The organism is Paraburkholderia sp. EB58, assembly GCF_050436665.1.
Taxonomy (GTDB): Bacteria; Pseudomonadota; Gammaproteobacteria; order Burkholderiales; family Burkholderiaceae; genus Paraburkholderia.
On record NZ_JBNDMQ010000010.1, the window covers coordinates 108,662 to 132,774 of the forward strand.

Consider the following 24,113-nt stretch of genomic DNA (forward strand, 5'->3'; position numbering starts at 1 on the left):
CGCAAGCGCTGGTAAGCGCAACGCCGTTCGCCTTACCGAGATGGGTCCGGGCATTTCCGCATCCGCACCAACACCGCTTAGGCCGTCCTGGGCGCTTCTTCATAGGCTCGCTGTACCGCACGTGGTCGACGGATGAGCCGAACTGCCCCCAGCCGTCCGTACCGCCGCGCATCGCCGCCGAAAGCGCTTGGCGGCTTAGTTTGTTGAGCTCGGTCAAGCGACCTCCACTTCGTCTTCGGTGACTTCCATCGATTGCGCGATGACGCGGCCCGGTACCGCCGACGCGCTGATATGTGGCGCGGGGCCGAACAGGGCTTCCTGCAGCGGGTCGCGACGCACGATCACCACGGTTTGCGGCTTTGCGGGCGCCTCGGCCGCTTTCTTGCCGGCCGCTACCTTTACGGTCTCTTTAACGTCCTTGCCGGCCGCCCACAGAGGGGTAGCTCGACCGGCTCCCTTACGCGGCTGCGCGCCGGCGATATGGCAAATCCCGCGGTCGGCATTGCGCCTCAAAAGACCGCACGCCGAAGATTGGTGTATGCCGAGAATGGCGGCGACTTCGCCCGATGTTTTGGGCTCGTTGCCAAGCGCAGCTAACAGGCGCGCGGCCCATTCATCGCCCTGGTCGGGGCGGCTCAGTCCCATCGTCCACGCCTTATGGTTTGTGGCCGCACGCGTGCGGCCTACTGCCTTCGCAACCTCCTCAATCGTCGGCGCGGTCTCGTAGTGCTTCGAGAGGTATTCGAGGTGCGCAGGGCTCCAGTGATTGCCGCTCATGCCAACGCTCCCAATAACTCGCCTTGACGGCCGTCGATCGGCTCGACCATCACCTCGACGCGCGGATTTTTCTTATCGATGCCGTGATAAACGTGCTTCTCGCGCACCAATCTATCGTTCACGTACACGCCTTTCTGGATCAGCAAGCGCTGCGGTTTGACGCCCAGCTCGCGGTCCGCCTTGGTCAACTTGATGGACTTGTGGCGGTCCTGAAGCACATCGAGCACGACCGACTCGTCGAGGTCGGGCCGCTCGCTCGCGTAGAAGATGTGCAGCGTGACGCGCACTGGGCAGGCGATGCGCACGCGGGCCGCCGGCGGGATCTGGCGCAATGCGTTCGCCTCGAAGTCGCGCGCCTTCTCGCTCTTGATGCTGGCTGGCCGTCCGGCGATCTTGACGATGTCCCTGCTATTCGCTTTTGATGCAGGTTCGCCGAGGATCGTGAATTTGATTGGGCTCATGCATCGGCTCCGGCGTACGGGTTGAAGGAATCCGAATGCGTCGGTCCGATCACGGTCGCCGTCGGTACGGTCGCGCCTACCTTCCGTCCGTCTTTGGAGTTCGTGGCCTCGATCAGTTCGCGCTCGAGGCGCATCAGCCAGCCCGTCAGACCCGGGATGTCCTTGGAGGGATTGAACAGAAGGTCATCACGGCCAGCGCGAATCAGGCGCTGCTGGATGTTCCGGTAGATCGTCGCCCAGTCGCGCGTGCCTCGGCCGCCTCGAATGTCCAGCGTGCTCTGCGCGATGAAATCGAGATCCTGAATCGCCCGCGAAATGCGGTCGTTATCCGATGACGGCCGCCCAACGTGGCAAAAGCAGTACCACTTGCCATCGCTGCCCATCGAGCCGGCCAAAGGACAGCCGTACGCCGCACATTTGCCCCAGGCCACGCCGCTGACTTCGCTCATCGCAGATCCTTACGAACGGGGTTGATGACGAGTTCGCGCAACGAGTTCATGAAATCGTCGCCGACGACATGCTCTTGGCGGCCCCGAATAATCGCCTCAAGCAGGCCGAGACTCACGCGCTGAAATGACTCCACCTCTGCCGGGTCGGGTCGTCGGGCTTGTTTCGTGTCGCTCATGCTGTGACTCCTTGCGCACGGCGGCGCAGTTCGGCCTCACAGCGTTCGCGAAGCCAGTCGTGAGATTTGCCCGGCGGGCAAACGATGCCCAGCTCGGACGCCTTGCGCTCGATGCCCGGATTGGTGCGATGCCAGTCGTCGCGCGGCTTTGCAGGCGCGGCGGCTTTCGGGTTGAGCAGATCGGGGATGATCGTCGCGAGGTAGTTGGGCCCGGCCGCCTTGTCGAGCTTGCGCGAAGCGACGATCGACAGCGCGGCGTCGAGAATCTCGTTGGTGACGCGCACGTCATCGCCCCATGCGGCGATGTTCGGGTTTGCGCTGTTCGCGCCGACGATGCCGCGCTGTCGCAGGTACACGGCGATTTCGATTGATCTCGAAACCGGAGAAGCGACGTTTGGCGTTTCTTCGGGTGCCGCGGTATGAACTACCGCTGACGTCTCTTCTTTTGTTTTTGTTATGTCCTGTCCGGTACTGTCTGGTCCTTCTCTTAGCCGTTGCAGGTGCGTTGCAGGTGCGTCACCTGTTACGTCACCGGTGACGCCACCTGTTACGTTTTGCGTCTCAGGTGTGACGCTACCTGTGACGGGTTGAGGACTGCCAAGTGATGCGGTCAAACGTTCCAGTTCAGCCGTCTTTGTGTCCCATGCTGGCACGATTCCGTGCTCGCGAAGCTGCTCGAACATCGCCTTGCGCCGCTCGCGAAGACGCTGCTGGCGTGACTGTATGTTCTCCTGTTGTTCCGCATGGTCCTCGCGCTTGCCCATCGCCTCGAGCGCTTTCTCGGCGATGACTGGGTGGTAGAGACGCCCGTCGCTGCACTTGACGAAGCCGCGCAGAGCTACCCCGCGCATCTTCTTCCACTTCGGCATGTTCTCGGATAGACCTGCCAGGTGTGCGAGCAGACGGTCGTCATCAGGCAGGCTTGCGGCCGGAATCTGGGTCCACGACTTGGCCCAGAGACGGAATGCGGTCTTAAATTCGTCGCCGGTAGACAGGCCGAACGTGTCGCTGTCGATGACGCGCTCCACGTCGAGCGGCATCCATCGATATCCGCGAAGGTCGCAGTCGGCCGGCGTCAGCGGATCGGGTAACTCTGTCACGCGTCAGGCTCCTGCCTTGATATGCTGTTGTGCCGCCGCGCGGCCGATCATCGTGATAGCCCGCTTAGCCGCGCCAAGTGATTTGCGAGCCGCTTTGCGTGCCTGGATGGCTTTGTGAGCGGCGAGGCAGCGCGGGCAGACGGCGAGGTATTCTTCGATATCGTCGGGCTCCATGTAGACCGCCTCGGGTGGATAGCCTTGGAGGTCGGGCTCATAGGCCTCTTTCAGATGCGGCCGGTCTTTCTGGTACCGCGCATACCAGCCATCATCGGCGGCCGGCTGAAGGTCGCCATTCACGCCAGGGCATTTGTCGATCGCCTCGCCAATCTCGACCGTCAACCGCCTGATCTCACCAGAGAGGCGAGCGTAGTCGGTGCAGGCGAGGAGGGCCTTCTGTTCGGGGGTCATGCAGCCTCCAATGCCAGAGCTGTGGATGTCGCTTCAGGCCGCGCGCCGCGCATGAAAACACCGCACGCGCTCAACCGCTGCAGCGCCTCGGCGCAATCGTCGCCAAAGGCGAGCATCAGCGTTCCGGCGCCGGCGCGGGCCTTCTTGTGAGCGTTTTCCTTACCCGGAATAAATTCGATGCGGCCGGCGACGAAAAGAACTGCGGTCGCGCTGCGCAGCGCTTCCTGACACCAGGCGGCGTCGGTGCGACTGAAGACGAGCGCGATGCCGCGCCCGTGGTCGATGAAGCGGCGGATCCACTGCGGCGTGGTTGGGCCATACGGCGGGTTAAGCCAGACGCGGCCGCGCCACGGCTGCTTTAGCCCGTCGTCGAATACGGTGTATTTGGTGTGCGCCGGCACGCACGTTTCCATATCGTGCGGGCTCGCCGGGTCGGTATCGAAGTGCAGGCCGAGCGCGTCAAAAATCCAACCAGGTGTGTACCACTCGACGGACTTGTGTTTGGGCGCGTCGCGGCGCTCTCCGAACATGCCGCTCATGCCACCACCGGATCAGTCGCCAGCCTGATAATCTCGCCGCGCTCATCCGTCGCCAGTTCGGCAATGCCGCGCAGCGCGAGCCATTCAAACGCCTCCTGAATGGCGGGATCGGCCACATCGAGCGTGGCGACTTCGTGACTATTCTCGTCGACAAGGCCATAAAGCCGCGGCTCAATTGCGACGGCATGTCCGGCGATCAGCTCGAGCATCGACTCGTCGGCAATCTCGAATGCGCGGGCAACGATTTCTTCGTGGGTCATGCGACACCTCGCAAAACGAGACCGGCCTTGCGGACCAGGTATTGCGTCACGGCCCGATTCCCAACTGCCCATTCGAAGTCGTCGATCTGTTCCGGGTGCAGGGAGCGTTTGCCCTTACTCTCACCAGCCGAAAGCACTTCGGTGATGTGCGGCGGATGAATACCTACGCGCTCAGCAAGTGCCGCGCGTGTCATGTTCCGAGTCGAGCGCATTTCCCATGCGAGATAAACGGCGTCGCGGAATGACCGGCAGTCGGCGATGAGTTCATCGGGGAGCGGGTTGGGTTCCGGCATACGCGACTTCCAATCTCGCTCGTACTCGATGACGGCCGCTTTGTAGGCCTTGGCGGCAGATGGATTGGGCAACGCCTTTCCGCGCCGCACGTTGCATGAGTCGCAAACGGGCTCCACGTCTAGCGGACGCGCGTAATCTCGGTGGTCATAGGCCTGCGCGGGATCGCCGCAGTCGACACAACAGCAAGTTGTGACTGGCGGCAAATCGCCGCGTTCGACAGCCTTGCAGACCTTGACGTGCGCGCTTCGTGCGCCGGTTATCTTGGTGGCGACGTTTCGCGCCTGAATGACGGTGTTCATGCTGCCCGCCGCACGCCGGAGCGCATTGCCAGCGTCTGATTCTGGATCCGGTCCAGCGCCGCAGTCGCCTTGGCCAGCACATCAGCAGCCGTCTGGATCGTTTCGGAGAGCTTCACGATGTCGTCCTCCGGCACCTTGCGGTCGGGTCGCGCGTGCATGGTTTCGTCGCAGGTGTATTCGAGCGGTTCGTAGCTGTTGCAGAACCTCATGAGGGCGATCACTTGCTCAAAGCGGAAATTCTCATCGCCTTTGGGATTCAGGCACGCCTTCAGTTTTGCGTACGCGCTCTCAGGTTTCATTTCCGGCCAGAGGAAGGCGGCGATCTCCTTGATCGTCTTTCCGCTATTGCTGACCATGAGCTGAAGCGCTTCGTGGGAGTCTTCGTAGAACAATTTGGTCTGCATCCTGGTGAGTCCGGTCCTGATAGTTAAATGTGGTCGGAACGGCTCTGGTGGCCCGTTTCCGCCGTCTTCCCTTCGGTCCCCTCATTCTTAGGGGAGGCTAGGGTTCCTTGTGCGACGCAAAAAAAGGAGCATGCGGAACATGCCCTCAAACGAAAAAGATGCGAGCCACCGCTATGCGAGAATCAAAGTTCTTCACTCCCTCAACCCACACACAACGGGGCCCGCATGACCGACATAAACTTAGGGACTGCCAACATCCAATGCCCGCACTGCGGCAGCACTCAGTTCGTCCAGCAGGAGACAGCTGGGCCGGAAGACGTGAAGCAGAGTGGTGCCGTATGTGCCGGTTGCGGAAAGCACCTGAGCCCGGCCGAGCTGGATATCGAGGTCGACAAGATTGGAAAAGCGCTCCAGCAGGCCGTTGCGGACGCCTTGCGGAAGGCGCTCAAGTAGAGCTAGCGTCTCCGAGACCTTCGCCTCGAGTTCCGCAGCGTCAATTTGGACTTGTAGGCGAAGGCTCATCACTCACCCCTTTCAGAATCACCTACCGGCGGTTGTGTGTTGTCCTCGCGAGCCACTGGGATTGCGACTCCATGAGGAAAGGCTTCTGGCTTCAGTGCGCGGAACGCCACGAGCCAAGAACCGGGGATGTGGTTGCCGGTAATCCACTGGGAAATGCGGCCTTTGCTCAGGCCGGTGATTCGCATCACCTCCCGGCGCCCTCCCATCACGTCAATGACCTGGTTTGCATTCATGCTGGTCAGTATAGATCGCTAAACCGAAACGGGTCAAGCTTTCTATACCGAGTTTAGTTTAGATTTGTAAACTATGAATCTCAGCGAACGCATCCAGACCATCCTCAACGACACCAAGGCCGAGCAAGTCGATCTTGCGGCGGCGGCTGGCGTCTCGAAGGGAACGGTCAATCAATGGCTCAGCGGCGACATCAAGTCGATCAAGCTGGAGTACGCGGTCGGCCTGCAGGAGAAATTCGGCTACAACGCTGTGTGGATCGTCCTCGACAAGGAGCCGAGAAAGGTGCCCGGGATACACCATGCAGACCCGTTCGATCCGATCCCAATCAAGAACTGGAAAGCAATTCCGATGGTGGGTATGGCGCAGCTGGGCGATAACGGGCACTGGGCGGATCTCGAGTACCCAGTAGGCCATGGTGACGGATATGTGGATTTTCCGACGCTTGATCCTCACGCATACGCACTCAAGTGCGAGGGCGACTCCATGAAGCCGCGCATTCAGGCGGGTGAATTTGTCGTGGTCGAGCCCAGTCAGCCAGTCGAGCCCGGTGATGACGTACTGCTAAAGGCGAAGGACGGCCGGGTTATGGTCAAGCGCTTTCTCTATAGACGCGCCGGCCGCACGCATCTGATCTCCGTCAATGACGCGCACCCGCCGATGGCGTTTTCGGACGACGAAATAGAAAAGATGCACTTCGTGCGGGCGATCTGCCGCCCGTCGGCTTGGCGCCCGGAGTGAATCGTCCGCGCGTAACCCAGCAAGGATGTGAAAGATGACTCCTGAAGAAATTAGCTCCCTAACGGCTATAAATCAGTCGCAGGTGACGCTATTAAAGTTGACGATGACGCTCGGCTTTCGATTGATGGAACTGACCGAGGATCAGGATAAAGTCGCGGGAATCAATGCCATGATCGGAGAGTCAATTGCGGCCGTGGAGAATTCGATCGCCGCGATAGGAAAGCTTGTTCAGGAGCGTCGCACTAATGGCTGAGCCGAACCTAAAGTTGCTAGAGCGCGTAGAAAAATTGCAGGATTGGGCATCACATCTGCAGGTTGACACGGTCGGTGGTGGCGGAGATGATGGTGGCATGGAAACCGAACGCCGCCTCACTGCAATTGAAACCCTGATGCCGACTTTGATGACGAAGACGGACGGCGAGGTGTTGCGCGCGGACCTGCACAAGATGGACGCCAGCATCAAGACGTGGATGATCGCGACGATCATCGGCCTGTTTTTTGGGTTCGCCGGCCTGTTTTTCGCCATGAGCAACTCGCTCCGGCCACCAGCGGCGCCGCAAGCCAGTGCGCCGATCATCATCCAGGTGCCTGCAACCGCACCAGCAGCCACGGCCCCTGACTCTGCTGCCCCTCATAAATGACCTGAGCCCCGCCCCAAGCGGGGGTTTTTCACATCTGACGTCCGCGCCACCCGCCAAGTCGCCGCGTGCGTTATCTATGCAGCTTCACCAGCGCGACCAGCTCGCGTAGGAAGGCGATTTCCCTCCTGAGTGCATCCTCTTCTTCCGGCGCGCCGCCGGAGGCAAGCATGTGATCGGCCTGGTCGCAGACCAGCTCAGCGCGATCAATCACACGCCATAGCGCATTGCCCTGCTTTTTTGCTAAATCCCTTAGCGCGCCATCGTATTCGCTGATTTTTTCGAGGATTGCCGTCGCCGCCACCTGGTCGGGGCCGAGGCGAATCCTGTCGATGATCTCATCGTTCATTGAATGGCCTGCGGCATCGGCGGCCGCCTTGATTTCATCGCGGAGCGTGCGCGGTAGCCGCAGAGCGGTCTTGATGAAGTCGTCTTGTTTTGCCATGCGCGCGATTTTACCGAGCGCTGCCACCAAAGTGCCACTAAAATAGTGTTGCCTTCAAACAGGAGGCACTTTACATGGCAGTTCACTAGATCGTCGCTAAAAATCGAGGGACAAAATGAAGTCAGAGGTGAAATTTCAGGTACGACTTCCGACCGAAGTTCGGGATGCCCTCGCGACAGACGCTCGCAATTCACACCGATCGATGAACCGTCAAATCATATCCATATTGCGCGAACGCTTCCGCGCACTTGGGCTTCTCGCAGAGGCGGCAGACGAGGATGTGCACGAAGGCGCCCGGAAGAGGCGGATATAAAGTCAACCAGAGATCGACCACCTCTGGACGCGGCCGCCGAGGGCCGTTTCAAACTAACAGTGGGGTCTGTAATGAATGTTGGAATTGGGTGTGCCGTCACCCTTGATGTACACAGCAGAACAATTCTTTTGGGGAGCCTGTTGGCCCTGATGCGCGGTAACGCAACGTTTTTCGAAATGAGCACTGAGGTTCAGATGAACATCATGTGGCTCGCGGACGTCCTGTCTCGCGACCTAATGGTGGCCGTAACAGCCACGACGTAAGGCTTCACCGCACGTCTCTCGCCCTTCGGGGCGATTTTTTTGACTTTTTGGTTTAGGTTTCTTGACTGCGATCGGTTTAGCGTTCTATACTTCAATCCATCGCAGCACACACCACACAGCGGGAGCCGACATGAACCAAGCCATCGAAGCAACGAAGACCGTGATTCGCGTCGGTCACCCGTCGTACAGCGGTTCCAACGCTGCCAAGTATTGCTTTAGCAAATCGGCGGCGGTTCGTGAGCTTCGCAACCGTGGCGTCAAGCGTGACGTGGCTCGCGCAAACGTGAATCGTGTGTGCTCGAAGTTCGGCGGCTACGCGACGATCAGCGAAGGCCTTGGCACCGTCATCGAAGTCGGCAACTACACCGGCGACTATCACCCGTTTTAACTCTGAGCCAGCCATGTACACCCTGCACAACTTCATCGTGATCGGCAGCAATGCGTACGACGAGTACACCTTCGTGCCGTGGCTGAACAAAACTGTTTTTCGGCGGACCGTGGATCTGAGTTGGGTCTGCTTGCAGTAAAGAGCAAAGCGACGAAGCACTGAGAAGCCGCAAGAATTCCTCGCCCTGCGGATAAAGGGGCTTACGTAGCTGGTGCGGACTGTGGGGATGCCCTCCGTTAGAGGGCTTTCATGAGGGCAATGCGAAGCGAAATCAGTAGCGAACCGGAGCGTGCGCACGCGAAGGCAAGCGAAACAAAGTAGCTGGCGCAGGCTGCGCAACGGACTGACTAATTCCCCGTAGGTAATCGGCGACGGGCTCTTTTCAGGACGATGCCGCTGGATCGTACCCAGCTTGCCTTCATGAGAATACCTCGTGGCGTTAGCGTCCGGTGTGGCCGACCGGTGGGGATGCCTCCCGTTAGGAGGCTTACCGAACAGGTTTTGTTGGACGTACGGGCGTGATCCCGATAGAACGGCGAATCCTGGCCGGACCGAATGTCCAGGTAATGAATTGGCGGAGGGCGATGCCATGCGCTAACCGTGAGTGAGCAAAGCAGGCCATAGGCCCGTGAAAGCGAAACGAAATTCGCATGGGATCGCAAATGCCCGATGGTTGAGGAGTGCCCACCCTCGCTAACCAGTAGACGGCGCCACAGAACATGCTTGTCGCAACACACTGCCGGGCCTGACGATCCGGGTGGAGCTTCCATAGCGAGCCGCTGGTCCCTGCGTACGGGCACCATGACGAATTCCGGTAACTCGCCGCAATCCGCCAGGGTTCAAACCTTACTAAATAGTAGTCCTATCGGAGATAGCCATGGGAAAGCACGCGAATTTTGACCTGTACGAAAAGCTCGCACGCCAGACGCGCGAGCAGGGCGACGACTTGTCAGAGGCAGAGCGCGCCGCCGGTTGGGATGACTTCGAACCCCGCCACGTGACGCTTAGCGACGAACTTCACGTGCCGGGTATTCAACGCGTGCGCCTCGGAAACGAGCGCTCATGAGCAGCGCGCTTGTCTGCGCGGGCATCTGGCTATTCCTTGCTGGTTGCTGCGTTCTTTTCATACGCGGCCGCTCGTGATCGAGCGACGGAAGTACAGGAGAAAGAAGATGCACCCGACTGACCTCGAATTCGACCGTGCGCACGCACTCATGACGGTTGTCTGCGTGGTGCTCGGTGCCGTGTTCCTGGGCTTCGCTGGCCTGATCACCATCATTGGCCAGCCGTTCGTCGATTTTGTGTTTTCGCTTTTTGGGGGATGAGATGAATTTTCCACGAAACACGCAGTACGAGCGCTTGCGCGCACCGAGGACCTTGCAGGACGCCTTTGGTCCTTACGCTCAGCTTAGCGTCAGGCGTAAGCGCAGCGTTCAAGGGTGGCTTTGGGTCATCGGCTATGGCGTCATCGTTGGCGCCTTTCTCTACGGTGTCGTGTTGATCAAGGCGGGTGGGTGATGATCCGCCGCGCCTCTAACTACATCAACAGTCGCCCACTTCTGGGAATGCTGCTCGGGTTCGCTGTGGTGTTCGTGCTGCTGTATATCGCGGCCGAGTGGGACCGGGCTGATGACGCGGCGCTTCGCATTCAGTGGCTGTCGGCAAATTTCAGGAGCGCGACGTGAGCACCGTCGATCGTATCGCGTACCGCCAGGGTATCGCCGCCCACGCCCGCCACGAGACGCTTGTCGATTGCCCCTACATCTACGGCTTCGCACGTAGCTGCTGGATGCTTGGCTGGCAGCACGCAGAGGCCAAGGTTAAGGGTGTTGAGCCGGAAATGCCGGCGGAAATGGAACTGTAAAACGCCGCGTCTTGCGGCTAACCAACAAAGGAGATTCAGATGACCACTATCGCAATGGACTCGGTTGAGTCCTCGCAAATCCACAGCATCGGCCACGACGCGGAAACGCAGACGCTGGCGATCCGGTTCAAGAAGGGCGATGCGCCGGCCGCGCTGTATCACTACAGCAACGTGACCGGCGAGGACTTTGCCGCGTTCAAGGGTGCGGAGTCGATCGGCTCGCACTTCTACAAGAACATCAAGCCGTTCAAGGACAAGTACCCGTACGTGCGCGTCGACGAGTCGCAAGCGGCGTAACGGGCTCCCCAACATTCATCGAGGTTATCAATGAGCACAGCCCTTTCCGTGCGCCAGGAGTTCGGCGCGCAAGAGACGACGACCGCCTTGGTCGAGACAGCATCAACCGCCATTGCCGCTAAGGCTAAAGCGATGGTTGAGGCGCGGTACATCGTGGCGATGCGTCAGCCGCGCAACTGGGATCAGGTTCGTCAGGATCTGATTCTCGAGTGCAAGCGCCCATCGTTTGCGAACAACAAGAGCACGCTTTACCGCAAGCCGATTGGAAAGGGTGTCGAAGGCCTTGGCATTCGCTTTGTCGAGGTCGCGCTTCGCTGCATGAAGAATGTGCTCGTTGAAACGACGATGAACTTCGAGGATGACGCGAAAGAGATTCATTGCGTCAGCGTGACGGATCTCGAATCGAACCTGACCTATCCGCTGGATGTGCGGGTGTCGAAGACGGTCGAGCGCTCGAATCCGATGGATGACGGCTCGTACATTTCGGTTCGCAAGAACAGCTACGGCAAGCTCACCTACACCGTCCCGGCCAACGACGACGACCTGTTGAACAAGCGGGCCGCGCTGATCTCGAAGGCAATCCGCACGCTGGGCCTGCGCATTATTCCAGGCGACCTGCAGGACGAGGCCGAGGAAATCATCAGGGCGATTCGCATGGACGATGCCGCCCGCGATCCGGGCGCTGAGCGCAAGCGCATCGCCGACGCATTTGGCGAAATTGGCGTGAAGGCTGCGGACCTTGTTACCTATCTCGGTCATTCGCTCGATACCTGTTCGCCGACTGAACTGGTCGACCTGCGCGGCATCTATGGCGCTATCAAGGACGGCGAGGCGACGTGGAAGCAGGTCATGGAAAACAAGGCCGAACAGTCTGGCGGCGGTGATTCGAGTGGTGCACCGGCTGGCAGTGGCGGCGCGAGCGCGCCGGCCGCAGGGCCCGCCGTGATCCCGGTGTGCACCGATGAAAAGTTCAAGGCCAAAACTCCCGAGTGGCGAAAGCTGATTCTGGAGAAGAAGAAAACGGCGGTGGACCTGATCGCGATGATCGAAACGAAGGACCGCTTGACCGAAGACCAGAAGATGACTATCGACGCCTGGAGCCACGAAAATGACTGAACGGATCCTTCACAACCTGGTGCAGGGTAGCGACGAATGGATGGCGTTTCGCCTGACGCACTTCGGCGCGAGCGAAGCTGCTGCGATGCTCGGTCTGTCGTCGAAGGTCAAGCGCACCGAACTTCTGCACATGAAGCATACCGGCACACCGAAGGAGTTCTCGGACTGGGTGCAGAAAAATATTCTGGACTACGGCCACGAAGTCGAAGCGCTCGCCCGCCCGATCATGGAGGAAATTCTTGGCGAGGATCTGTACCCGGTCACCTATTCACTGGGCAAGCTGTCGGCGTCGCTCGACGGCCTGACGATGTCCGATGAAACGGCGTTCGAACATAAGCAATGGAATGAAGAACTCGCTGCATCGGTCAGGGCGAAGATCCTGCCGGAAGAATTTCAGCCGCAGTGTCAGCAGATCACGATGGCAAGCCCGGCCAAGAGGGTGATTTTCGCGGTATCGGACGGTACACGCAAGAAGATGGAATACATGGAGGTCTTGCCCGATCCGGTTTGGCACGAGCGGATTCGCGCTGGCTGGGCGCAGTTCGCCAAGGATCTTGCAGAGTACGTGCCGCACGACATCCCGGAAAAGCCGAAGGCCGAAGTCATCATGGCGCTGCCGGCGCTCGCCGTCCAGATTCGCGGCGAGGTCCTGACTAGCAATCTGCCGGTGTTCAAGGCAGCCGCTGAGAAGTTCATCGCCGAAATCAAGATGGATCTCAAGACCGACGAGGATTTCGTCCAGGCCGATGCAACGGTCAAATTCTGCGATGCAAAAGAGAAGGAGATTGCGATCGCAATGGATGCGGCAATTGCCCAAATGGCGAGCATTGACGAATTGATGCGAACCGGCAATTACGTCAAGGACCAGTTGCGCACGAAACGCCTGGCTCTTAGCAAACAGATCGAGACGCGCAAGACCCAGATCAAGGAAAACGCCGTCGCCGAGCGCCGCCAGAAGTACGGCGAGCACGTTGCGGGGCTGAACAAGGAGCTTGGCGAGGTCAGCATCGTGGTTGCCGCCCCCGACTTCGCGGGCGCGATCAAGGGGCTGAAGACCATCGCCAGCCTCTATGACAAGCTCGATACCGCACTGGCTAACGGCAAGATCGCAGCCGATGCAGCCGCGAAGGATCTGCGCGCCAAGCTGGATTGGTACAAGCCGCACGCCGAACATGCGTTCCTGTTCCGTGACCTGCAAGCGCTGATCCAAAAGCCGGCCGAAGATTTCGAACTGGCCGTGACGACGCGGATCGCTGAGCACAAGCGGCAGGAAGATGAGAAAGAAGCAAAGCGCAAGGCGGACGCAGCGGCGCAGCCGATCATCGAAACGGCAATCCCGAGGCCGCTAGACCCGTCTCCGCTTGCCGTCAGCAGCCCAGTCATCGCACGCGCTGCGACTACCGGAGCGCCCACGCTCCGCCTCGGACAGATCAACGAACGCCTGGCACCGATCGCACTGTCCGCTGATGGTCTGGCAAGTCTTGGCTTTGCGCACGCCGCCACGGACAAGGCCGCGAAGCTCTACCACGAACAGGACTTCCCGAGGATCTGTGCCGCGCTAATCAAGCACATTGAGGCGGTAACAGCAGAAAAGGCGCCGAGCCGGCAAGCCGCGTAACGAACGGGCGACGCCGCCGGCCAACAGGAATAGGCGCATAGCGCGGTTCTCCGACTGGCCGGCGGTAGAGCCCCACAGCATCGAATTTTTCACCCAGGAACCCACGATGAACGCACCTCAAGACTTCCGCGCAATGACCGCCGACACCATCGGCAAAGACCTGCTGAACGCCCTTGTCCTCGAACTGAAGCTTCTGCCCGATGTGTGGCCGAAGTTGTCGGAGAAGAAGCAGAACGACGTGATCGACCGCTTGCGCGCTCGCGTGCAATCCAACATTGCAATGGCCGTGCATACGCTCGCCAGCTCGGGGCGCACGGTGGTGGCCGGTGATCTCGACCAGATCACGATCAAGGATGGCGTCAAGGCGGTGATCAAGTTCAGTGCGGCGGCGCCGTCGCTGCACGAACTGTACGACGCACAGAGCAAGGCGGTGCTCGTCGTGGTGGCGAGCGCTGACGATCACACCGGCGGTATGGATGAAATCCGCGGTGAGTCCGACCAGCGGGCGATGGACCTCGGCAAGGAATACACGTCCGAAGATGGTGATGGCATGGACGACCCGACTGGCGATGGCGTGGTCGACGTCGACGCGAAACAGATCGAGCACCAGCCGCTCCAGGAGGAAATTGACGCCGCAGAGGAAGCCGGTTATCTGGCCGCCGGCGAAGGCAAGCCGCAGAGCGATTGCCCGGCGATGGCCGGCGCGCTGTGCATTGCATGGGTGAAGGGCTGGAAGCAGTGGCACGACGAGCAGAAGGGCAGCACCAAGAAGAAGGGCGGCAAAGCGTGAGAGTCGTCTGCCCCTACTGCGACCGCGACGCGGTGCTCGTAAAGGGCACCGTAATCTACCCGCACCGTCAGGACCTCTATGCCCGCAACTTCTGGCACTGCGCGTCGTGCGACGCTTATGTCGGCACGCACCGCCGCAACCGGAAGTTGAAGCTGAACGGTGACGAGCCGCTCGGCAGGCTGGCGAACCGGGAGCTGCGCAAGGCGAAGGTTGCCACGCACGCGGCGTTCGATCCGCTGTGGGTGTCGGGCGCAATGACGCGGCAGGCGGCTTATGAGTGGTTGGCAGGGGCAATTGGCGTGTCGTCGGACAACTGCCACATCGGAATGTTTGACCTTGACGCGTGCCGCGCGGTGGTGGCGGCCGTCGAACTCAGGAGCAAAGCATCGTGAAGGAAGAAATTTTGAAGTACCTCGGGACCGTCGCTCAGTCGACGGTAAAGAACCTCGCGGCCCGCTTGGGTGTGCACGTGCTCGACGTGTCGCGCGAGCTAAACGCGATGATCAAAGACGGCACGATCGAACGCGAGATGCGCAAAGGCGAGTACGCGTACTGGCTGACGCGGGTCGAGGCGAAACCGGCGGAGAAGGTGGCGAACGGTGTCGAGGTGCATCCGGCGACTTTGCCCGCGAGCGCTGTTGCGGTGCCAAAAGCGGCGCCGGTGGTGGTGGCGAAACCGGAAGTTGCGGCGGATGACGTGCCTGTGCTCCGCGATCTATTGGCGCTTCTCGGTGTGAGCGACGACTCCCGGTTCAAGTTGATCGATGCCATCGCCGGTGCGCGCGCCTTGATACGCGAGCGGGACGATATTCGCGAGATGCACGAAAAGGCATCGGAGAACTTTGGCATTTACCGCAACGCGGCGGCTGCGGAGATCGAATCACTGAAGGCGGCGAACGCAAAGCTGAAGGAGAACACCGCGGCGCTCGAGCGTTCGATCGACGACCTGACCGGCGTAGCCGATGTGAAGCTACCGAAGGTCTACGTCACGGTGGGCAAGACAGCGCCGCCGAAGCGTCACGGTGATTTGCCGAAGGCCCAGCGCCGCGCGGCGGCGTTGGTTCGAAATGAAGCTGAATCCGAGGTATTGGTCCTCGCGCCGGTGGGAAGGATGGTTCGCGGTAGCGAGTGGCGAGACCTGTAAGTGTACGGCGCCGTGCACCCCCGCGCGGCGGTGTTGTGTTGACCGGTGCCCGTATGGGCCGGTCCTTTTTAGAGAGAGATTATGCCTACAGGCTATACCGCCCCGATCGCTGACGGAATCACGTTTGAACAATACGCCTTGGGTTGCGCACGCGCTTTCGGCGCGCTCGTCACGATGCGCGATGAACCGGCCAGCGCGCCGATTCCTGACCGTATCGAGCCGTCCGACTACTACCAGAAGTCGCTTGAGGAAAAGCACAAGACGCTTGAGCGCGTCAGTGCATGGACGCCCGCGCAGATTGAACTGGAATATCGCATCGATTTCGAGAAGCGCGTTCTAGCGCATGCCGATCGCATGCAGAAAGCCGCCGACCTGCGCGCCAAGTACACGGCGATGCTGCTAACGGTCCGCGCATGGACGCCGCCGACGCCTGATCACGTCGAATACAAGGCGTTCATGGAGCAGCAGATTCTCCAGTCGATCGACTTTGATTGCAGCACCGCGCACGACGTTGCACCGGAGCCGCAGGAGTCGTCGCAGTGGCTGGCCGATTGGATTGTCGACCTGAAGGATAGCGTCGCCCACTACGAGCAGGAGCATCGCAAAGAGGTTGAGCGCGCCCACTCTCGCACGCAATGGATCAAGGCGCTGCGCGACAGCCTGGCATGAAGGCCGACTGCCCATCCACTATTTCCGAGAGACACCCCATGCAAATCAATCTGATCGACCTGGCTAAGCCGAAGTTTGAGTTAAACAAGAAACTGTATCGCCGGATCATGCGCGGCGGATATGACGAGATTGCCAGCGTTACCGTCTTCACGCCCCGCCGCTCAGAGATCGTCATTCGGCGCGAGTGGAAAATCCCCGGCGCATTCAGCAATCAGCCGCCGCGCGAGGTTTCGAACATCGAGGTCATCTACTTCGACCGCGACGACAAGAGCGGACCCGGTGTGCCTGAAGACATGCTTTTCCTCACGCCTAACGAGGCGTTCGGTATAGCGGCGAAATGAGCGACGACCGCGCCTGGCACATCCGCATGGCCCGCACATACCTCGCGCAAGCGCAGCACGTGCGCCAGTATCCGCAGCACTCTGCGTGGCATGCGCGGCTGATGTGGTGGGTGGCCAAGCGGAGATTGCAGGCCGCGGCGTGCAAGACGGAGCCAGTCCAAGCGGATTTGTTTGGGGAACTATGAATAGTAGCGACTGGGTATGCGTGACGATCGGCGCGGTATTTCTGATGTGTGCCGTGGCGACTTATTGGAGATGAGTGTGAACGAGCTTTTTTACCTTCAGGATAGCCGATCCTACGTCGGCAACGATGTGCTGTGGTGGGCGTGGCATGGAAAGGGCTATACGACCGACCTTCGCAAGGCGCATGTCTATACGAAGGAAGAGGCGCAATCCATGCACGATGCGCGTTCGACCGATATTCCGTGGCCGAAGGATTACATCGATGCGAAGACGCGGCCGGCCGTTGATATGCAGTACATCAAGCGCAAGGAAGTCACCCGATCCGGAATCAAGCTGGTGAAGCCTCGCGCAGCACCGGCTTACAAATTCCACTGCTCAGGATGTGGCCGCTTTCTGAACGACGCCGACCGGTATTCGCACGACTGCTCGAACTGCGGCGCCGACAATCGCCCGTGACCGCCTAGCCCCGCATCATTGGAGATTAATGTGAGCGAAGAATTGAAGCCTTGTCCGTTTTGCGGCGATGCTGTCGCATTTACGCCATACAAGAACAATGGCTTGAAGATCCGTTGCATTGAATGCGGCATCGAGTATCGCCAAAGGGCCTTGCGCTACGGTCTCGAATGGCTCGAAGGAAAGATGGCCGAGACATGGAACCGACGCGCCACCCAAGCCGCCCCCGCTTCGCAAGAGGGCGATGAGCGGACGCGCGATTGGATCAGTGAACTCCGCAGAGCGCACGTATATCTCGACCAAGGTAAGCCATTCTTTTCTGGCAAGGATTGCGCAGAGTTAGCCGACCTTATTGAGGGTCTCGCATCCAGCAACGCCGCAGCGGTAGCGGTGGGAGAGCCGATTACTGAGGAACCGAAAATGGAAGGTACGTTCGGATGCCCTATCTGCGGAAAAGATAGCCCACACCAACACTCCGGCGAAGAAGTTGCGCGCCATCGCTGGGCGATGGCCAGCGCGGCCGATCTATCGCAAGCTGTGAGATGCGCAGTTCAATCTTTGCGCGGATGGGCGGATCGATGGGAGTCCGAGCGAAAAGACGGTGTCGCCATGTACAGGCATTACGCTGACGTCTTGGAACGCGCGCACATCGCCCTTCCCACCCCAATAGCGTCAGCCGAGGAGGCGATTACTCAAGCCGCCGCGCTGTCATTCATCGATCAGTTCGAAATCGTCGGTGACAACAACGACTCGCGCGATCCTACCGACGAAGAAAAGTTTGTTTTGCGCGAGTTTGTGTTGCAACTGTTTGATGATGTGCCAGAGCAAACGGAGCCGCGACAGCATCTGAATAACGCCGCCGTCCTCGCGGAGTTTGAGCGGTATTTCATCGATGATGCCGGTCATCAGGAGCACTCGCTGGCCGGCGACGTAGATGGCTACTTTTCTAGCAATACGGCCGAACACTGGGAAACTTGGGTCACCGCATACGAGTGGACTCGCGCCCGGGCCGCGCCCGGGCAACCGAGAGCGCCGGAAAATGCCGCGCTGAAGGAAATTGCTCAGCACTTGACCGTCATGATGATGTCGGCAAGCTGCTACGTAAATCCTGATGACGGTGATGCGGTGACAGGTTACCGCATCAAGACTGGGGCCATCCATCGGGTGATCGGGTTCTTGGCGGGTCTCGGGTACCCGGTATCAATTCCGTCAAACATGCCATTAGCAGACGATCCCGCCGCCGTACAAACCAATATGGCGCAGTGGAAAGCTCAATACCTCCCGAACGATTTCACCCTTGGCGATAACACGCGGAACATCGCAAGCGTAGTAACGCAACCAGTGCACGAAGTGGTGAGGGAGCCGGTGGCGTTCCAGGCGCGCGTCCAGCCGTGGCTGATGGAGTGCTTCGGCCCGATGATCGCGGGCGACCGCGAGGAGCGCAATCACCGCTTCTTCGAGGAAGCCGCCGAACTCGTGCAAGCGTGCGGAATGACTGCTAGCGAGGCTCACCAGCTCGTCGACTACACGTGGGGACGCCCGATGGGTGAGCCTTTCCAGGAGGTGGGCGGCGTCATGGTGACGCTCGCCGCGCTGTGCCTCGCGAACGGCCTGGATATGCATGCCGCTGGCGAAACCGAATTGGCGCGCATCAATGTTCCCGAGACAATCGCGAAGATCCGCGCCAAGCAAGCGGCGAAGCCCAAGCATTCGCCGTTACCCGAGGCATGAAACAGCCGTGGGACCGGGTCCGCTTCCGTGTCTCGCACTGGGACGCCGATCCGCCGGAGTCTGGCGACGAACTCATTACCGCGCGCGGCAGCCGATATCAGATTCTCGAAGTCAAGCGGCGTGGCGAGGAAATCAAGGCGCTTGTATTGCTGGTTTTGCCGAAGGATGCGCCGGTACAAGGGCGCGTGTTTTTATGGACATGGGACAAGAGGAAACGATGAAGGAAAGGCCAATTCTGTTTTCCGGCGCCATGGTGCGCGCGTTACTGGACGGCAGCAAGACGCAGACGCGGCGCATCGTGAAGGCAAAGCCTAGCGACGAATGCCCGAAAGAGATGTGGCCGCACGCGTTGAAGGACATCATCGAATGGCGCGAGCAGAAAGGACGCTGGTTCGGATTGATGGGCTGGCGCTCGTTGGCCTTCGCGGATTGCCCCTACGGCCATCCCGGTGACCATCTGTGGGTGCGCGAGACTTGGGCACAGCCAACGACGCTTGACCCCGGTCCAACGTTCTACCGTGCGGATTATCCGGCGTGCGTGCCGCCCGGATTCGAGAACGTGCCGCCTGCGGACACGATCACGTGGAAGCCATCGATCCACATGCCCCGCGCCGCGTCGCGGATCACGCTTGAGGTGACCGGCGTGCGCGTCGAGCGGTTGCGCGACATCAGTGAGGCAGATGCGCTGGCGGAGGGCGTTGAGGTGCTGAATGGCGGCGGCTATCGCCAGTACGAGACAGGTGCCGGTTGTTATCCGGCAGCCGCCAGCTTTCGCTCGCTTTGGCGAAAGATCAACGGCGAGGATTCGTGGGACATGGGCCCGTGGGTGTGGGTTGTGGAATTCCGGAGGGCGGTCTGATGCAAACCGACCTGTTCGGAGATCTCTTTGCGGAAGAGGAAGTTGCCGAGTTGGCCGCGCCGTCGGTACACGCCGAGCGGATCGCAGCGCTACCCGAAAAACTGCGGCCGCGCTGCGAGCCGGCGCTTCCGGTGCCGACCGCTGGCCCGGCGCTCGACGAGTGGACGCGTCACACGCAGCGGCTCTATCTGCTGTACCTCGTTGGTGCGTGCCAACGGCTCGAATATCGCGAGTCGAGCCTGCATAACGTGCGGTACGTGCTGGTCAAACTTAATGGGTTGGGAGGTGAATGGTGAGCATCGCATACAGAGCAATGTTGTTCGCGCGAGAAGTGCATAAGGATCAGGTGCGCAAGTACACGGGCAATCCGTATATCGATCACCTGGCGGAAGTGGCGGGGATCGTGGCAACGGTCGCGTTGGACACGGACAATTCCGTCGCCGTGGCATGGCTGCACGACTCAGTGGAGGACCAGGGTGTATCGGCCGCATTGTTGCGCGACCGGTTCGGTGAGATCGTGGCTTATGGCGTCCTGATGCTGTCCGACCTTGAGACTGGCAACCGGGCCGAGCGCAAGGCGGCATCGCGCGCCAGATTGGCTACTGCGCCGGCGTGGGTTCAGACAATCAAGGTCGCCGACCTGATCAGCAACACGTCGAGTATCGTGAAGCACGATCCGAAATTCGCCGTCACGTATCTGGAGGAAAAGCGATTGCTGCTCGATGTGCTGACGAGCGCAGACCCGAGGCTGGTTGAGATTGCGCGGAAACAGGCGGAGGCGTGATGGCAGCACAACTGATACCGCTGCATGAATGGGCCAAGGCTCTACTTGGCGAGAAGATGCCGCACCGGCACACACTTCGCAACTGGGTCAACGGCGGTAAGATCAGGCCGATGCCGGTCAAGGTCGGACGGTCCTACTTCTGCCGCCCGGACGCCCAGTATGTCGACCCCGTCGCAGACCAGATCAACAGGATGGCAAATGGCAGCAGCTAGACGGCGGATTGCATCGCGGCGAAGCTGGCCGGCGAACCTGTACCTGAATTCGCAGGGTTACTACTGGTTCAAACACCCGGAAACAAAGAAGACCTATGGGCTGGGGCGAGACTTCAAACTCGCGTCAGCGAAGGTGCGGGCAGCGAACGCCGAGCTGGAGCGCCGCAAGGGTGATGTCTCGCTGATTCAGCGCATTGACGGCGGAGACGTCTCCCTGCGCGATTGGTTTGTGACATATGAGGCCGCTCGGTCATCGGTCAATCGGCACACCCTGCGCGGCATTCAGGCGGCGGCGAACACCATTCGGGAAATGGATTTCTCCGTCCATTCAATCAGCAAGATCACGCCGAAACAGATCGCAGACGCCCTGAAAAAGGCGACCGAGGAGCGCGGACCCTCGGCAGCATCGAAACTCCGCGGTACGCTTCTGGACGTCTTTCGTGAGGCAATCGAACACGGACACGTCGAGGTCGGAAAAAACCCGGTTGATGCGGTGTTCAAGCCCGAGGTCGTTGTCAGACGCACGCGCCTGACGCTGGAGGACTATCGGGCAATCTACGCGAAAGCCAAGGAAGACCCGGCCAATCGATGGATCGCCAATGCGATGGAACTTGCATTGGTCTGCGGGCAGCGCCGGGAGGATATTGGCAAGATGCGGTTCGATGACGTTCAGGACGGCTTTCTGCTGGTCGAACAATCCAAGGGGCGCGAAGGCAACCGGGCCAAGCTCAGGATTCCGGTATCGCTACGACTCGACGCGCTGGGCGTCACTCTTGAGGAGGTGATTCGCCGCTGCCGCGATAACGTCATCAGCAAGCACATGATCCACCTGGTGCAGAAGACGAGTCTTGCGTCCCCTGGCGGTACGCCGTCACTTGAATACATCAGCACCATGTTTGCAAGGATGCGGGATGCGGCGGAGATCGCGGTTGAGGATGGGCGCACGATGCCGACGTTTCACGAACTCCGGTCACTTGCCGCACGCCTGTACACGGAGCAGTACGGGGCTGAATTCGCCCAGGCTTTACTGGGCCACAAGTCGGCAGAAATGACTGCGCTTTATCGCGATTCTCGGGGCCGGGAGTGGACCGAAATCAGGCTTCAGGCGGGATAAGACTTTAGATGAATTTTGGATGAATATTAGACGGGCCTTGCAGATAAAGGCTGAGCGGCCTGTTTTATATCCGTCAGAATGATCTCGACCGAGTTCGGCTCGACGCCGAGCGATTCGCAGGTCGCCTTCGTGATGGCTTCGACGAATTCGCGCTTCTGTTCGAGCGTGCGTCCTTCGAACAGTTCGACATGAAACGTGGGCATGGCATTTCTCCGTGGCTTAAGACATTGGGTTGTTGAAAACGAACGATGCGCAAGCGTCAGTTGCGATACGAACCATCCATGCGGTCCAGCTTGCGCAGCAGCGCGGGCCATTCCAGCGCGCCTTCTACGGCGCCGCCGTCGTACAGTTGTTCTGCCGTGCGGTCCGCTACTGCGGCGGACGGCAGCACCAGTTCCATGCCGCCAGCCTGCGCCTGCAGCTGGATCTCGCACGCCTTGATCAGCGTCGCCATCAGCACGTAGGCTTCCGCGACCGTACGCCCCGCCGTCAAGGTGCCGTGATTGCGCAGCAGCATGGCGGGCTTGTCGCCGAGATGGGCGACAAGCCGTTCGCCTTCTGCGGGGCTGAACGAGAGTCCCTCGTACTCGTGATAGGCGAGTTGTTGATGAAAACGCAGCGCGTGCTGCGACGCCGGCAACAAGCCCGCGGGCTGCAGCGAAACGGCGATGCCGGCGGTGTTGTGCAGATGCATGACGCAGAACGCATCGGCGCGTGCCGCGTGGACAGCCGCATGCAAAGCGAACCCGGTTGCGTTGACCGGATGCTTGCTGGCCCCGACGATGTTACCTGCAATGTCGATTTTCACCAGATTCGAGGCGCAGACTTCGTCGAAGGCGAGACCGAACGGATTGATCAGAAAGTGGCCAGGCTCGTCGGGGACGCTCGCGGAGATGTGCGTGTAGACGAGATCGTCCCAGCCGTTTAACGCGGCAAGCCGGTAGGCAGCGGCCAGATCGACGCGGGGCTGTTGCTCCGCGGCGGATAGCGGGCCTGGTGCGGCAATACGTCCTGCGGGCGTGTGAGTAAATGACATAGGTGTCTCCAAGTAAGCTGGCCGTTACCTAAGGCTAACCGGCGCGCGTGACAGAGCGCGGTGGGCGTCGCAGTTCGGCTGGCTTGAGTGTAGCCGGTGCGTGCTTGCCGTGACGGCGGCGCGCCAGTGTTTGCACGCCCCACGTCGCGACCACGAATGGCGCCGTCATGACGGGCAATCCGTAGTGTGCGGCCGCCTGTTGCAGAACAATAACCAGCACGATTGCGCCGAGCGTCGCGAGCCAGCCGGTGTCGGCGAGCGCGAGTGCCGTTAGCGCGCCGTTGAATCCTGGCAGGCCTGCGTCGAACGAGGCGGGGCTCGCACCGAGCAACAGATGTGCCGCGCTGGACATACTTGCGCCTGCCAGCGCCCACGCTGCAAGCCGGCATGACGACGCGGCGATGCCGGCCAGCACGAACAAGCCAGCCACCGCGCCTGACGCAAAGCCAGTCTGTGCGAGCCCTGCAAGCACGCCATCCGGGATGCGGGAGAACGTGGCGAGGTGAGCGGGTGCAAGCGGCGCGGCGTCGGGCTTGATCAATGGCAGCCACAGCCAGGTGACGATCAGGCACGGACTCGAATAGACGCTGAGGCCCCGCATGCGTAGCCAGCGTGACCACGGCTCGAGTCCCCAAGCCGTGGCGGTGCCCGCGAGAATCGCAACCGCGGCGGCGGTGGCGTCGTCGGCGATGAATGTGAATGCCGCCAGCCCGGCCAATGCACCGTTGAAGCCATGAAGTCCATCGCGCGTACCGGCCTCGCTATAACCGGCCAGCAGGGCGCTGATATTCGCTGCCACGGCGCCAGTCAACGCCGCGCAAGCCAGGCGCGGATCGCAGACAAGCCATGCCGCGACGAGGCATGCGCCGGTGAAAGCATTGGTCTGCAGGACGATCTGGCCGAGACTGCGCAAGAGCGTGCGCAGCGCGGCGGATTCTGCCTGGTTGGACACGTCGTGCATGGTGGCGAGGCGGTATGGCGGTTTGGCGGGACCGCGTGACGCGAGGGCGCCGCGGTCAGTTCTTTGCGAACTGCGAGCATAGGGTACCGGCGCCGCGCCCGGCATCCCGGGGCGATGATAGTGGCTATTTGTGATGCGCTTTGAGGGCGCAGCGCGCGCGTGCCGGTCTTGCTACGATAGAAGTCCGGCACGCGCGGCCTCGTACGCAGATACTTGCGAACCCGTGCCCACCG

42 protein-coding genes are annotated in these 24,113 nt (G+C 60.4%); 28 read left to right on the forward strand and 14 right to left on the reverse strand.

Annotation, left to right across the window (positions count from 1 at the left end):
• Positions 1-213: 213 nt before the first annotated feature.
• From P3T40_RS16830 to P3T40_RS16875, 10 genes are read right to left on the reverse strand one after another with little or no spacing between them, the layout of a single operon-like run.
• Positions 214-777 carry a hypothetical protein gene (locus tag P3T40_RS16830; protein ID WP_429268853.1) on the reverse strand — a complete coding sequence of 188 codons (564 nt, stop codon included), beginning with the start codon at positions 775-777 and terminating at the stop codon, positions 214-216.
• Positions 774-1,238, reverse strand: a complete 465-nt coding sequence (locus tag P3T40_RS16835) for a hypothetical protein (RefSeq protein ID WP_429268854.1) — start codon at positions 1,236-1,238, stop codon at positions 774-776. Before P3T40_RS16835 ends, P3T40_RS16830 begins: the two co-directional genes overlap by 4 nt.
• Positions 1,235-1,687, reverse strand: a complete 453-nt coding sequence (locus P3T40_RS16840; RefSeq protein WP_429268855.1) for a hypothetical protein — start codon at positions 1,685-1,687, stop codon at positions 1,235-1,237. Before P3T40_RS16840 ends, P3T40_RS16835 begins: the two co-directional genes overlap by 4 nt.
• Positions 1,684-1,863 (reverse strand): hypothetical protein, encoded by a 180-nt coding sequence (locus P3T40_RS16845; protein WP_429268856.1) that lies wholly within the window; start codon positions 1,861-1,863, stop codon positions 1,684-1,686. The genes P3T40_RS16840 and P3T40_RS16845 overlap by 4 nt, the downstream gene beginning before the upstream one ends.
• Complete coding sequence (locus P3T40_RS16850; RefSeq protein ID WP_429268857.1) at positions 1,860-2,963, reverse strand: DUF1376 domain-containing protein; 1,104 nt, start codon at positions 2,961-2,963, stop codon at positions 1,860-1,862. Before P3T40_RS16850 ends, P3T40_RS16845 begins: the two co-directional genes overlap by 4 nt.
• A 3-nt stretch (positions 2,964-2,966) precedes the next feature.
• The gene (locus P3T40_RS16855) at positions 2,967-3,371 is read right to left on the reverse strand and encodes a hypothetical protein (protein WP_429268858.1); all 405 of its coding nucleotides are present in this window, start codon (positions 3,369-3,371) and stop codon (positions 2,967-2,969) included.
• A complete protein-coding gene (locus P3T40_RS16860; protein WP_429268859.1) occupies positions 3,368-3,910 on the reverse strand; it encodes a DNA N-6-adenine-methyltransferase in 543 nt (180 codons plus the stop codon). The genes P3T40_RS16855 and P3T40_RS16860 overlap by 4 nt, the downstream gene beginning before the upstream one ends.
• On the reverse strand, positions 3,907-4,170 hold the full coding sequence (locus P3T40_RS16865; protein ID WP_429268860.1) for a hypothetical protein: 264 nt from the start codon (positions 4,168-4,170) through the stop codon (positions 3,907-3,909). The genes P3T40_RS16860 and P3T40_RS16865 overlap by 4 nt, the downstream gene beginning before the upstream one ends.
• The gene (locus tag P3T40_RS16870; RefSeq protein ID WP_429268861.1) at positions 4,167-4,763 is read right to left on the reverse strand and encodes a helix-turn-helix domain-containing protein; all 597 of its coding nucleotides are present in this window, start codon (positions 4,761-4,763) and stop codon (positions 4,167-4,169) included. Before P3T40_RS16870 ends, P3T40_RS16865 begins: the two co-directional genes overlap by 4 nt.
• A complete protein-coding gene (locus P3T40_RS16875) occupies positions 4,760-5,155 on the reverse strand; it encodes a hypothetical protein (RefSeq protein ID WP_429268862.1) in 396 nt (131 codons plus the stop codon). Before P3T40_RS16875 ends, P3T40_RS16870 begins: the two co-directional genes overlap by 4 nt.
• A 237-nt stretch (positions 5,156-5,392) precedes the next feature.
• Between P3T40_RS16875 and P3T40_RS16880 the strand changes: the two genes are divergently transcribed.
• The 4 genes from P3T40_RS16880 (at position 5,393) to P3T40_RS16895 (ending at position 7,302) form a co-directional block, all read left to right on the forward strand.
• A complete protein-coding gene (locus P3T40_RS16880; protein WP_429268863.1) occupies positions 5,393-5,620 on the forward strand; it encodes an ECs_2282 family putative zinc-binding protein in 228 nt (75 codons plus the stop codon).
• Positions 5,621-5,995: 375 nt separating this feature from the next.
• Positions 5,996-6,661: a LexA family transcriptional regulator gene (locus tag P3T40_RS16885; RefSeq protein WP_429268864.1), complete on the forward strand. Its 666-nt coding sequence runs from the start codon at positions 5,996-5,998 to the stop codon at positions 6,659-6,661.
• Between the two features lie 34 nt (positions 6,662-6,695).
• On the forward strand, positions 6,696-6,914 hold the full coding sequence (locus P3T40_RS16890) for a hypothetical protein (RefSeq protein ID WP_429268865.1): 219 nt from the start codon (positions 6,696-6,698) through the stop codon (positions 6,912-6,914).
• A complete protein-coding gene (locus tag P3T40_RS16895) occupies positions 6,907-7,302 on the forward strand; it encodes a hypothetical protein (RefSeq protein ID WP_429268866.1) in 396 nt (131 codons plus the stop codon). The genes P3T40_RS16890 and P3T40_RS16895 overlap by 8 nt, the downstream gene beginning before the upstream one ends.
• A 70-nt stretch (positions 7,303-7,372) precedes the next feature.
• Here the strand turns inward: P3T40_RS16895 and P3T40_RS16900 are convergent, their stop codons facing one another.
• Positions 7,373-7,744, reverse strand: coding sequence for an Arc family DNA-binding protein (locus P3T40_RS16900; protein WP_429268867.1), 372 nt, complete (start codon positions 7,742-7,744; stop codon positions 7,373-7,375).
• A 115-nt stretch (positions 7,745-7,859) separates the two neighbouring features.
• On the opposite strand from P3T40_RS16900, the gene P3T40_RS16905 reads away from it, so the two are divergent.
• The 24 genes from P3T40_RS16905 (at position 7,860) to P3T40_RS17020 (ending at position 21,883) form a co-directional block, all read left to right on the forward strand.
• Positions 7,860-8,057 carry an Arc family DNA-binding protein gene (locus P3T40_RS16905; protein WP_429268868.1) on the forward strand — a complete coding sequence of 66 codons (198 nt, stop codon included), beginning with the start codon at positions 7,860-7,862 and terminating at the stop codon, positions 8,055-8,057.
• Between the two features lie 393 nt (positions 8,058-8,450).
• Positions 8,451-8,708, forward strand: a complete 258-nt coding sequence (locus P3T40_RS16910; RefSeq protein WP_429268869.1) for a hypothetical protein — start codon at positions 8,451-8,453, stop codon at positions 8,706-8,708.
• Between the two features lie 13 nt (positions 8,709-8,721).
• Positions 8,722-8,847 (forward strand): hypothetical protein, encoded by a 126-nt coding sequence (locus tag P3T40_RS16915; protein ID WP_429268870.1) that lies wholly within the window; start codon positions 8,722-8,724, stop codon positions 8,845-8,847.
• A 738-nt stretch (positions 8,848-9,585) separates the two neighbouring features.
• Positions 9,586-9,774 (forward strand): hypothetical protein, encoded by a 189-nt coding sequence (locus P3T40_RS16920; protein ID WP_429268871.1) that lies wholly within the window; start codon positions 9,586-9,588, stop codon positions 9,772-9,774.
• A gap of 106 nt (positions 9,775-9,880) precedes the next feature.
• Positions 9,881-10,033 (forward strand): hypothetical protein, encoded by a 153-nt coding sequence (locus P3T40_RS16925; RefSeq protein ID WP_429268872.1) that lies wholly within the window; start codon positions 9,881-9,883, stop codon positions 10,031-10,033.
• A gap of 1 nt (position 10,034) precedes the next feature.
• The gene (locus tag P3T40_RS16930; RefSeq protein WP_429268873.1) at positions 10,035-10,226 is read left to right on the forward strand and encodes a hypothetical protein; all 192 of its coding nucleotides are present in this window, start codon (positions 10,035-10,037) and stop codon (positions 10,224-10,226) included.
• Positions 10,226-10,393 carry a hypothetical protein gene (locus P3T40_RS16935; protein WP_429268874.1) on the forward strand — a complete coding sequence of 56 codons (168 nt, stop codon included), beginning with the start codon at positions 10,226-10,228 and terminating at the stop codon, positions 10,391-10,393. The genes P3T40_RS16930 and P3T40_RS16935 overlap by 1 nt, the downstream gene beginning before the upstream one ends.
• Positions 10,390-10,572 carry a ribosome modulation factor gene (locus tag P3T40_RS16940; protein ID WP_429268875.1) on the forward strand — a complete coding sequence of 61 codons (183 nt, stop codon included), beginning with the start codon at positions 10,390-10,392 and terminating at the stop codon, positions 10,570-10,572. Before P3T40_RS16935 ends, P3T40_RS16940 begins: the two co-directional genes overlap by 4 nt.
• 39 nt (positions 10,573-10,611) lie before the next feature.
• Positions 10,612-10,869, forward strand: coding sequence for a KTSC domain-containing protein (locus tag P3T40_RS16945; RefSeq protein WP_429268876.1), 258 nt, complete (start codon positions 10,612-10,614; stop codon positions 10,867-10,869).
• 30 nt (positions 10,870-10,899) lie between these two features.
• Complete coding sequence (locus P3T40_RS16950) at positions 10,900-11,985, forward strand: hypothetical protein (protein WP_429268877.1); 1,086 nt, start codon at positions 10,900-10,902, stop codon at positions 11,983-11,985.
• Positions 11,978-13,603, forward strand: coding sequence for a YqaJ viral recombinase family protein (locus tag P3T40_RS16955; protein ID WP_429268878.1), 1,626 nt, complete (start codon positions 11,978-11,980; stop codon positions 13,601-13,603). Before P3T40_RS16950 ends, P3T40_RS16955 begins: the two co-directional genes overlap by 8 nt.
• A 106-nt stretch (positions 13,604-13,709) precedes the next feature.
• Positions 13,710-14,393, forward strand: coding sequence for a cell division protein FtsK (locus P3T40_RS16960; RefSeq protein WP_429268879.1), 684 nt, complete (start codon positions 13,710-13,712; stop codon positions 14,391-14,393).
• On the forward strand, positions 14,390-14,785 hold the full coding sequence (locus tag P3T40_RS16965; RefSeq protein WP_429268880.1) for a zinc-finger-containing protein: 396 nt from the start codon (positions 14,390-14,392) through the stop codon (positions 14,783-14,785). Before P3T40_RS16960 ends, P3T40_RS16965 begins: the two co-directional genes overlap by 4 nt.
• Positions 14,782-15,537: a hypothetical protein gene (locus P3T40_RS16970; protein ID WP_429268881.1), complete on the forward strand. Its 756-nt coding sequence runs from the start codon at positions 14,782-14,784 to the stop codon at positions 15,535-15,537. Before P3T40_RS16965 ends, P3T40_RS16970 begins: the two co-directional genes overlap by 4 nt.
• Positions 15,538-15,618: 81 nt before the next feature.
• Positions 15,619-16,206, forward strand: coding sequence for a hypothetical protein (locus tag P3T40_RS16975; protein ID WP_429268882.1), 588 nt, complete (start codon positions 15,619-15,621; stop codon positions 16,204-16,206).
• The gene (locus P3T40_RS16980; protein WP_429268883.1) at positions 16,203-16,547 is read left to right on the forward strand and encodes a hypothetical protein; all 345 of its coding nucleotides are present in this window, start codon (positions 16,203-16,205) and stop codon (positions 16,545-16,547) included. The genes P3T40_RS16975 and P3T40_RS16980 overlap by 4 nt, the downstream gene beginning before the upstream one ends.
• A 255-nt stretch (positions 16,548-16,802) precedes the next feature.
• Positions 16,803-17,186: a hypothetical protein gene (locus P3T40_RS16985; RefSeq protein ID WP_429268884.1), complete on the forward strand. Its 384-nt coding sequence runs from the start codon at positions 16,803-16,805 to the stop codon at positions 17,184-17,186.
• 30 nt (positions 17,187-17,216) lie between these two features.
• Positions 17,217-18,914 (forward strand): Lar family restriction alleviation protein, encoded by a 1,698-nt coding sequence (locus tag P3T40_RS16990; RefSeq protein WP_429268885.1) that lies wholly within the window; start codon positions 17,217-17,219, stop codon positions 18,912-18,914.
• Positions 18,911-19,135 (forward strand): hypothetical protein, encoded by a 225-nt coding sequence (locus tag P3T40_RS16995; RefSeq protein ID WP_429268886.1) that lies wholly within the window; start codon positions 18,911-18,913, stop codon positions 19,133-19,135. Before P3T40_RS16990 ends, P3T40_RS16995 begins: the two co-directional genes overlap by 4 nt.
• Complete coding sequence (locus P3T40_RS17000) at positions 19,132-19,773, forward strand: hypothetical protein (protein WP_429268887.1); 642 nt, start codon at positions 19,132-19,134, stop codon at positions 19,771-19,773. The genes P3T40_RS16995 and P3T40_RS17000 overlap by 4 nt, the downstream gene beginning before the upstream one ends.
• Positions 19,773-20,069, forward strand: coding sequence for a hypothetical protein (locus tag P3T40_RS17005; RefSeq protein WP_429268888.1), 297 nt, complete (start codon positions 19,773-19,775; stop codon positions 20,067-20,069). Before P3T40_RS17000 ends, P3T40_RS17005 begins: the two co-directional genes overlap by 1 nt.
• A 17-nt stretch (positions 20,070-20,086) precedes the next feature.
• Positions 20,087-20,557, forward strand: a complete 471-nt coding sequence (locus P3T40_RS17010) for an HD domain-containing protein (protein ID WP_429268889.1) — start codon at positions 20,087-20,089, stop codon at positions 20,555-20,557.
• Entirely contained in the window at positions 20,557-20,769 is a 213-nt protein-coding gene (locus tag P3T40_RS17015) for an excisionase (RefSeq protein ID WP_429268890.1), read from the forward strand. The genes P3T40_RS17010 and P3T40_RS17015 overlap by 1 nt, the downstream gene beginning before the upstream one ends.
• Complete coding sequence (locus P3T40_RS17020) at positions 20,717-21,883, forward strand: tyrosine-type recombinase/integrase (protein ID WP_429268891.1); 1,167 nt, start codon at positions 20,717-20,719, stop codon at positions 21,881-21,883. Before P3T40_RS17015 ends, P3T40_RS17020 begins: the two co-directional genes overlap by 53 nt.
• A gap of 26 nt (positions 21,884-21,909) precedes the next feature.
• Here P3T40_RS17020 and P3T40_RS17025 read toward each other — a convergent pair whose 3' ends face one another.
• Genes P3T40_RS17025 through P3T40_RS17035 form a run of 3 tightly spaced genes read right to left on the reverse strand, consistent with a single transcriptional unit; the run spans position 21,910 to position 23,880 of the window.
• A complete protein-coding gene (locus P3T40_RS17025; RefSeq protein ID WP_429268892.1) occupies positions 21,910-22,197 on the reverse strand; it encodes a 4-oxalocrotonate tautomerase in 288 nt (95 codons plus the stop codon).
• A complete protein-coding gene (locus P3T40_RS17030; protein ID WP_429268893.1) occupies positions 22,143-22,919 on the reverse strand; it encodes a class II aldolase/adducin family protein in 777 nt (258 codons plus the stop codon). The genes P3T40_RS17025 and P3T40_RS17030 overlap by 55 nt, the downstream gene beginning before the upstream one ends.
• 34 nt (positions 22,920-22,953) lie before the next feature.
• Positions 22,954-23,880, reverse strand: coding sequence for an urea transporter (locus P3T40_RS17035; RefSeq protein ID WP_429268894.1), 927 nt, complete (start codon positions 23,878-23,880; stop codon positions 22,954-22,956).
• Positions 23,881-24,113 lie beyond the last annotated feature (233 nt).

Excerpts from the sequence above, each read along its gene's own strand:
- P3T40_RS17000 (WP_429268887.1), top strand. The coding sequence starts at position 19,132 with ATGAAGGAAAGGCCAATTCTGTTTTCCGGCGCCATGGTGCGCGCGTTA.
- P3T40_RS16925 (WP_429268872.1), top strand. The coding sequence starts at position 9,881 with ATGCACCCGACTGACCTCGAATTCGACCGTGCGCACGCACTCATGACG.
- P3T40_RS17005 (WP_429268888.1), top strand. The coding sequence starts at position 19,773 with ATGCAAACCGACCTGTTCGGAGATCTCTTTGCGGAAGAGGAAGTTGCC.
- P3T40_RS16900 (WP_429268867.1), bottom strand. The coding sequence starts at position 7,744 with ATGGCAAAACAAGACGACTTCATCAAGACCGCTCTGCGGCTACCGCGC.
- P3T40_RS17010 (WP_429268889.1), top strand. The coding sequence starts at position 20,087 with ATGTTGTTCGCGCGAGAAGTGCATAAGGATCAGGTGCGCAAGTACACG.
- P3T40_RS16915 (WP_429268870.1), top strand. The coding sequence starts at position 8,722 with ATGTACACCCTGCACAACTTCATCGTGATCGGCAGCAATGCGTACGAC.
- P3T40_RS16980 (WP_429268883.1), top strand. The coding sequence starts at position 16,203 with ATGAAGGCCGACTGCCCATCCACTATTTCCGAGAGACACCCCATGCAA.
- P3T40_RS16945 (WP_429268876.1), top strand. The coding sequence starts at position 10,612 with ATGACCACTATCGCAATGGACTCGGTTGAGTCCTCGCAAATCCACAGC.
- P3T40_RS16835 (WP_429268854.1), bottom strand. The coding sequence starts at position 1,238 with ATGAGCCCAATCAAATTCACGATCCTCGGCGAACCTGCATCAAAAGCG.
- P3T40_RS16985 (WP_429268884.1), top strand. The coding sequence starts at position 16,803 with ATGAGTGTGAACGAGCTTTTTTACCTTCAGGATAGCCGATCCTACGTC.
- P3T40_RS16905 (WP_429268868.1), top strand. The coding sequence starts at position 7,860 with ATGAAGTCAGAGGTGAAATTTCAGGTACGACTTCCGACCGAAGTTCGG.
- P3T40_RS16840 (WP_429268855.1), bottom strand. The coding sequence starts at position 1,687 with ATGAGCGAAGTCAGCGGCGTGGCCTGGGGCAAATGTGCGGCGTACGGC.
- P3T40_RS17020 (WP_429268891.1), top strand. The coding sequence starts at position 20,717 with ATGTCGACCCCGTCGCAGACCAGATCAACAGGATGGCAAATGGCAGCA.
- P3T40_RS16855 (WP_429268858.1), bottom strand. The coding sequence starts at position 3,371 with ATGACCCCCGAACAGAAGGCCCTCCTCGCCTGCACCGACTACGCTCGC.
- P3T40_RS16845 (WP_429268856.1), bottom strand. The coding sequence starts at position 1,863 with ATGAGCGACACGAAACAAGCCCGACGACCCGACCCGGCAGAGGTGGAG.
- P3T40_RS16865 (WP_429268860.1), bottom strand. The coding sequence starts at position 4,170 with ATGACCCACGAAGAAATCGTTGCCCGCGCATTCGAGATTGCCGACGAG.
- P3T40_RS16880 (WP_429268863.1), top strand. The coding sequence starts at position 5,393 with ATGACCGACATAAACTTAGGGACTGCCAACATCCAATGCCCGCACTGC.
- P3T40_RS16895 (WP_429268866.1), top strand. The coding sequence starts at position 6,907 with ATGGCTGAGCCGAACCTAAAGTTGCTAGAGCGCGTAGAAAAATTGCAG.
- P3T40_RS16830 (WP_429268853.1), bottom strand. The coding sequence starts at position 777 with ATGAGCGGCAATCACTGGAGCCCTGCGCACCTCGAATACCTCTCGAAG.
- P3T40_RS16920 (WP_429268871.1), top strand. The coding sequence starts at position 9,586 with ATGGGAAAGCACGCGAATTTTGACCTGTACGAAAAGCTCGCACGCCAG.
- P3T40_RS16910 (WP_429268869.1), top strand. The coding sequence starts at position 8,451 with ATGAACCAAGCCATCGAAGCAACGAAGACCGTGATTCGCGTCGGTCAC.
- P3T40_RS16870 (WP_429268861.1), bottom strand. The coding sequence starts at position 4,763 with ATGAACACCGTCATTCAGGCGCGAAACGTCGCCACCAAGATAACCGGC.
- P3T40_RS16885 (WP_429268864.1), top strand. The coding sequence starts at position 5,996 with ATGAATCTCAGCGAACGCATCCAGACCATCCTCAACGACACCAAGGCC.
- P3T40_RS16960 (WP_429268879.1), top strand. The coding sequence starts at position 13,710 with ATGAACGCACCTCAAGACTTCCGCGCAATGACCGCCGACACCATCGGC.
- P3T40_RS17025 (WP_429268892.1), bottom strand. The coding sequence starts at position 22,197 with ATGGCCCGCGCTGCTGCGCAAGCTGGACCGCATGGATGGTTCGTATCG.
- P3T40_RS17030 (WP_429268893.1), bottom strand. The coding sequence starts at position 22,919 with ATGTCATTTACTCACACGCCCGCAGGACGTATTGCCGCACCAGGCCCG.
- P3T40_RS16995 (WP_429268886.1), top strand. The coding sequence starts at position 18,911 with ATGAAACAGCCGTGGGACCGGGTCCGCTTCCGTGTCTCGCACTGGGAC.
- P3T40_RS16890 (WP_429268865.1), top strand. The coding sequence starts at position 6,696 with ATGACTCCTGAAGAAATTAGCTCCCTAACGGCTATAAATCAGTCGCAG.
- P3T40_RS16955 (WP_429268878.1), top strand. The coding sequence starts at position 11,978 with ATGACTGAACGGATCCTTCACAACCTGGTGCAGGGTAGCGACGAATGG.
- P3T40_RS16930 (WP_429268873.1), top strand. The coding sequence starts at position 10,035 with ATGAATTTTCCACGAAACACGCAGTACGAGCGCTTGCGCGCACCGAGG.
- P3T40_RS16935 (WP_429268874.1), top strand. The coding sequence starts at position 10,226 with ATGATCCGCCGCGCCTCTAACTACATCAACAGTCGCCCACTTCTGGGA.
- P3T40_RS16950 (WP_429268877.1), top strand. The coding sequence starts at position 10,900 with ATGAGCACAGCCCTTTCCGTGCGCCAGGAGTTCGGCGCGCAAGAGACG.
- P3T40_RS17035 (WP_429268894.1), bottom strand. The coding sequence starts at position 23,880 with ATGCACGACGTGTCCAACCAGGCAGAATCCGCCGCGCTGCGCACGCTC.
- P3T40_RS16860 (WP_429268859.1), bottom strand. The coding sequence starts at position 3,910 with ATGAGCGGCATGTTCGGAGAGCGCCGCGACGCGCCCAAACACAAGTCC.
- P3T40_RS17015 (WP_429268890.1), top strand. The coding sequence starts at position 20,557 with ATGGCAGCACAACTGATACCGCTGCATGAATGGGCCAAGGCTCTACTT.
- P3T40_RS16975 (WP_429268882.1), top strand. The coding sequence starts at position 15,619 with ATGCCTACAGGCTATACCGCCCCGATCGCTGACGGAATCACGTTTGAA.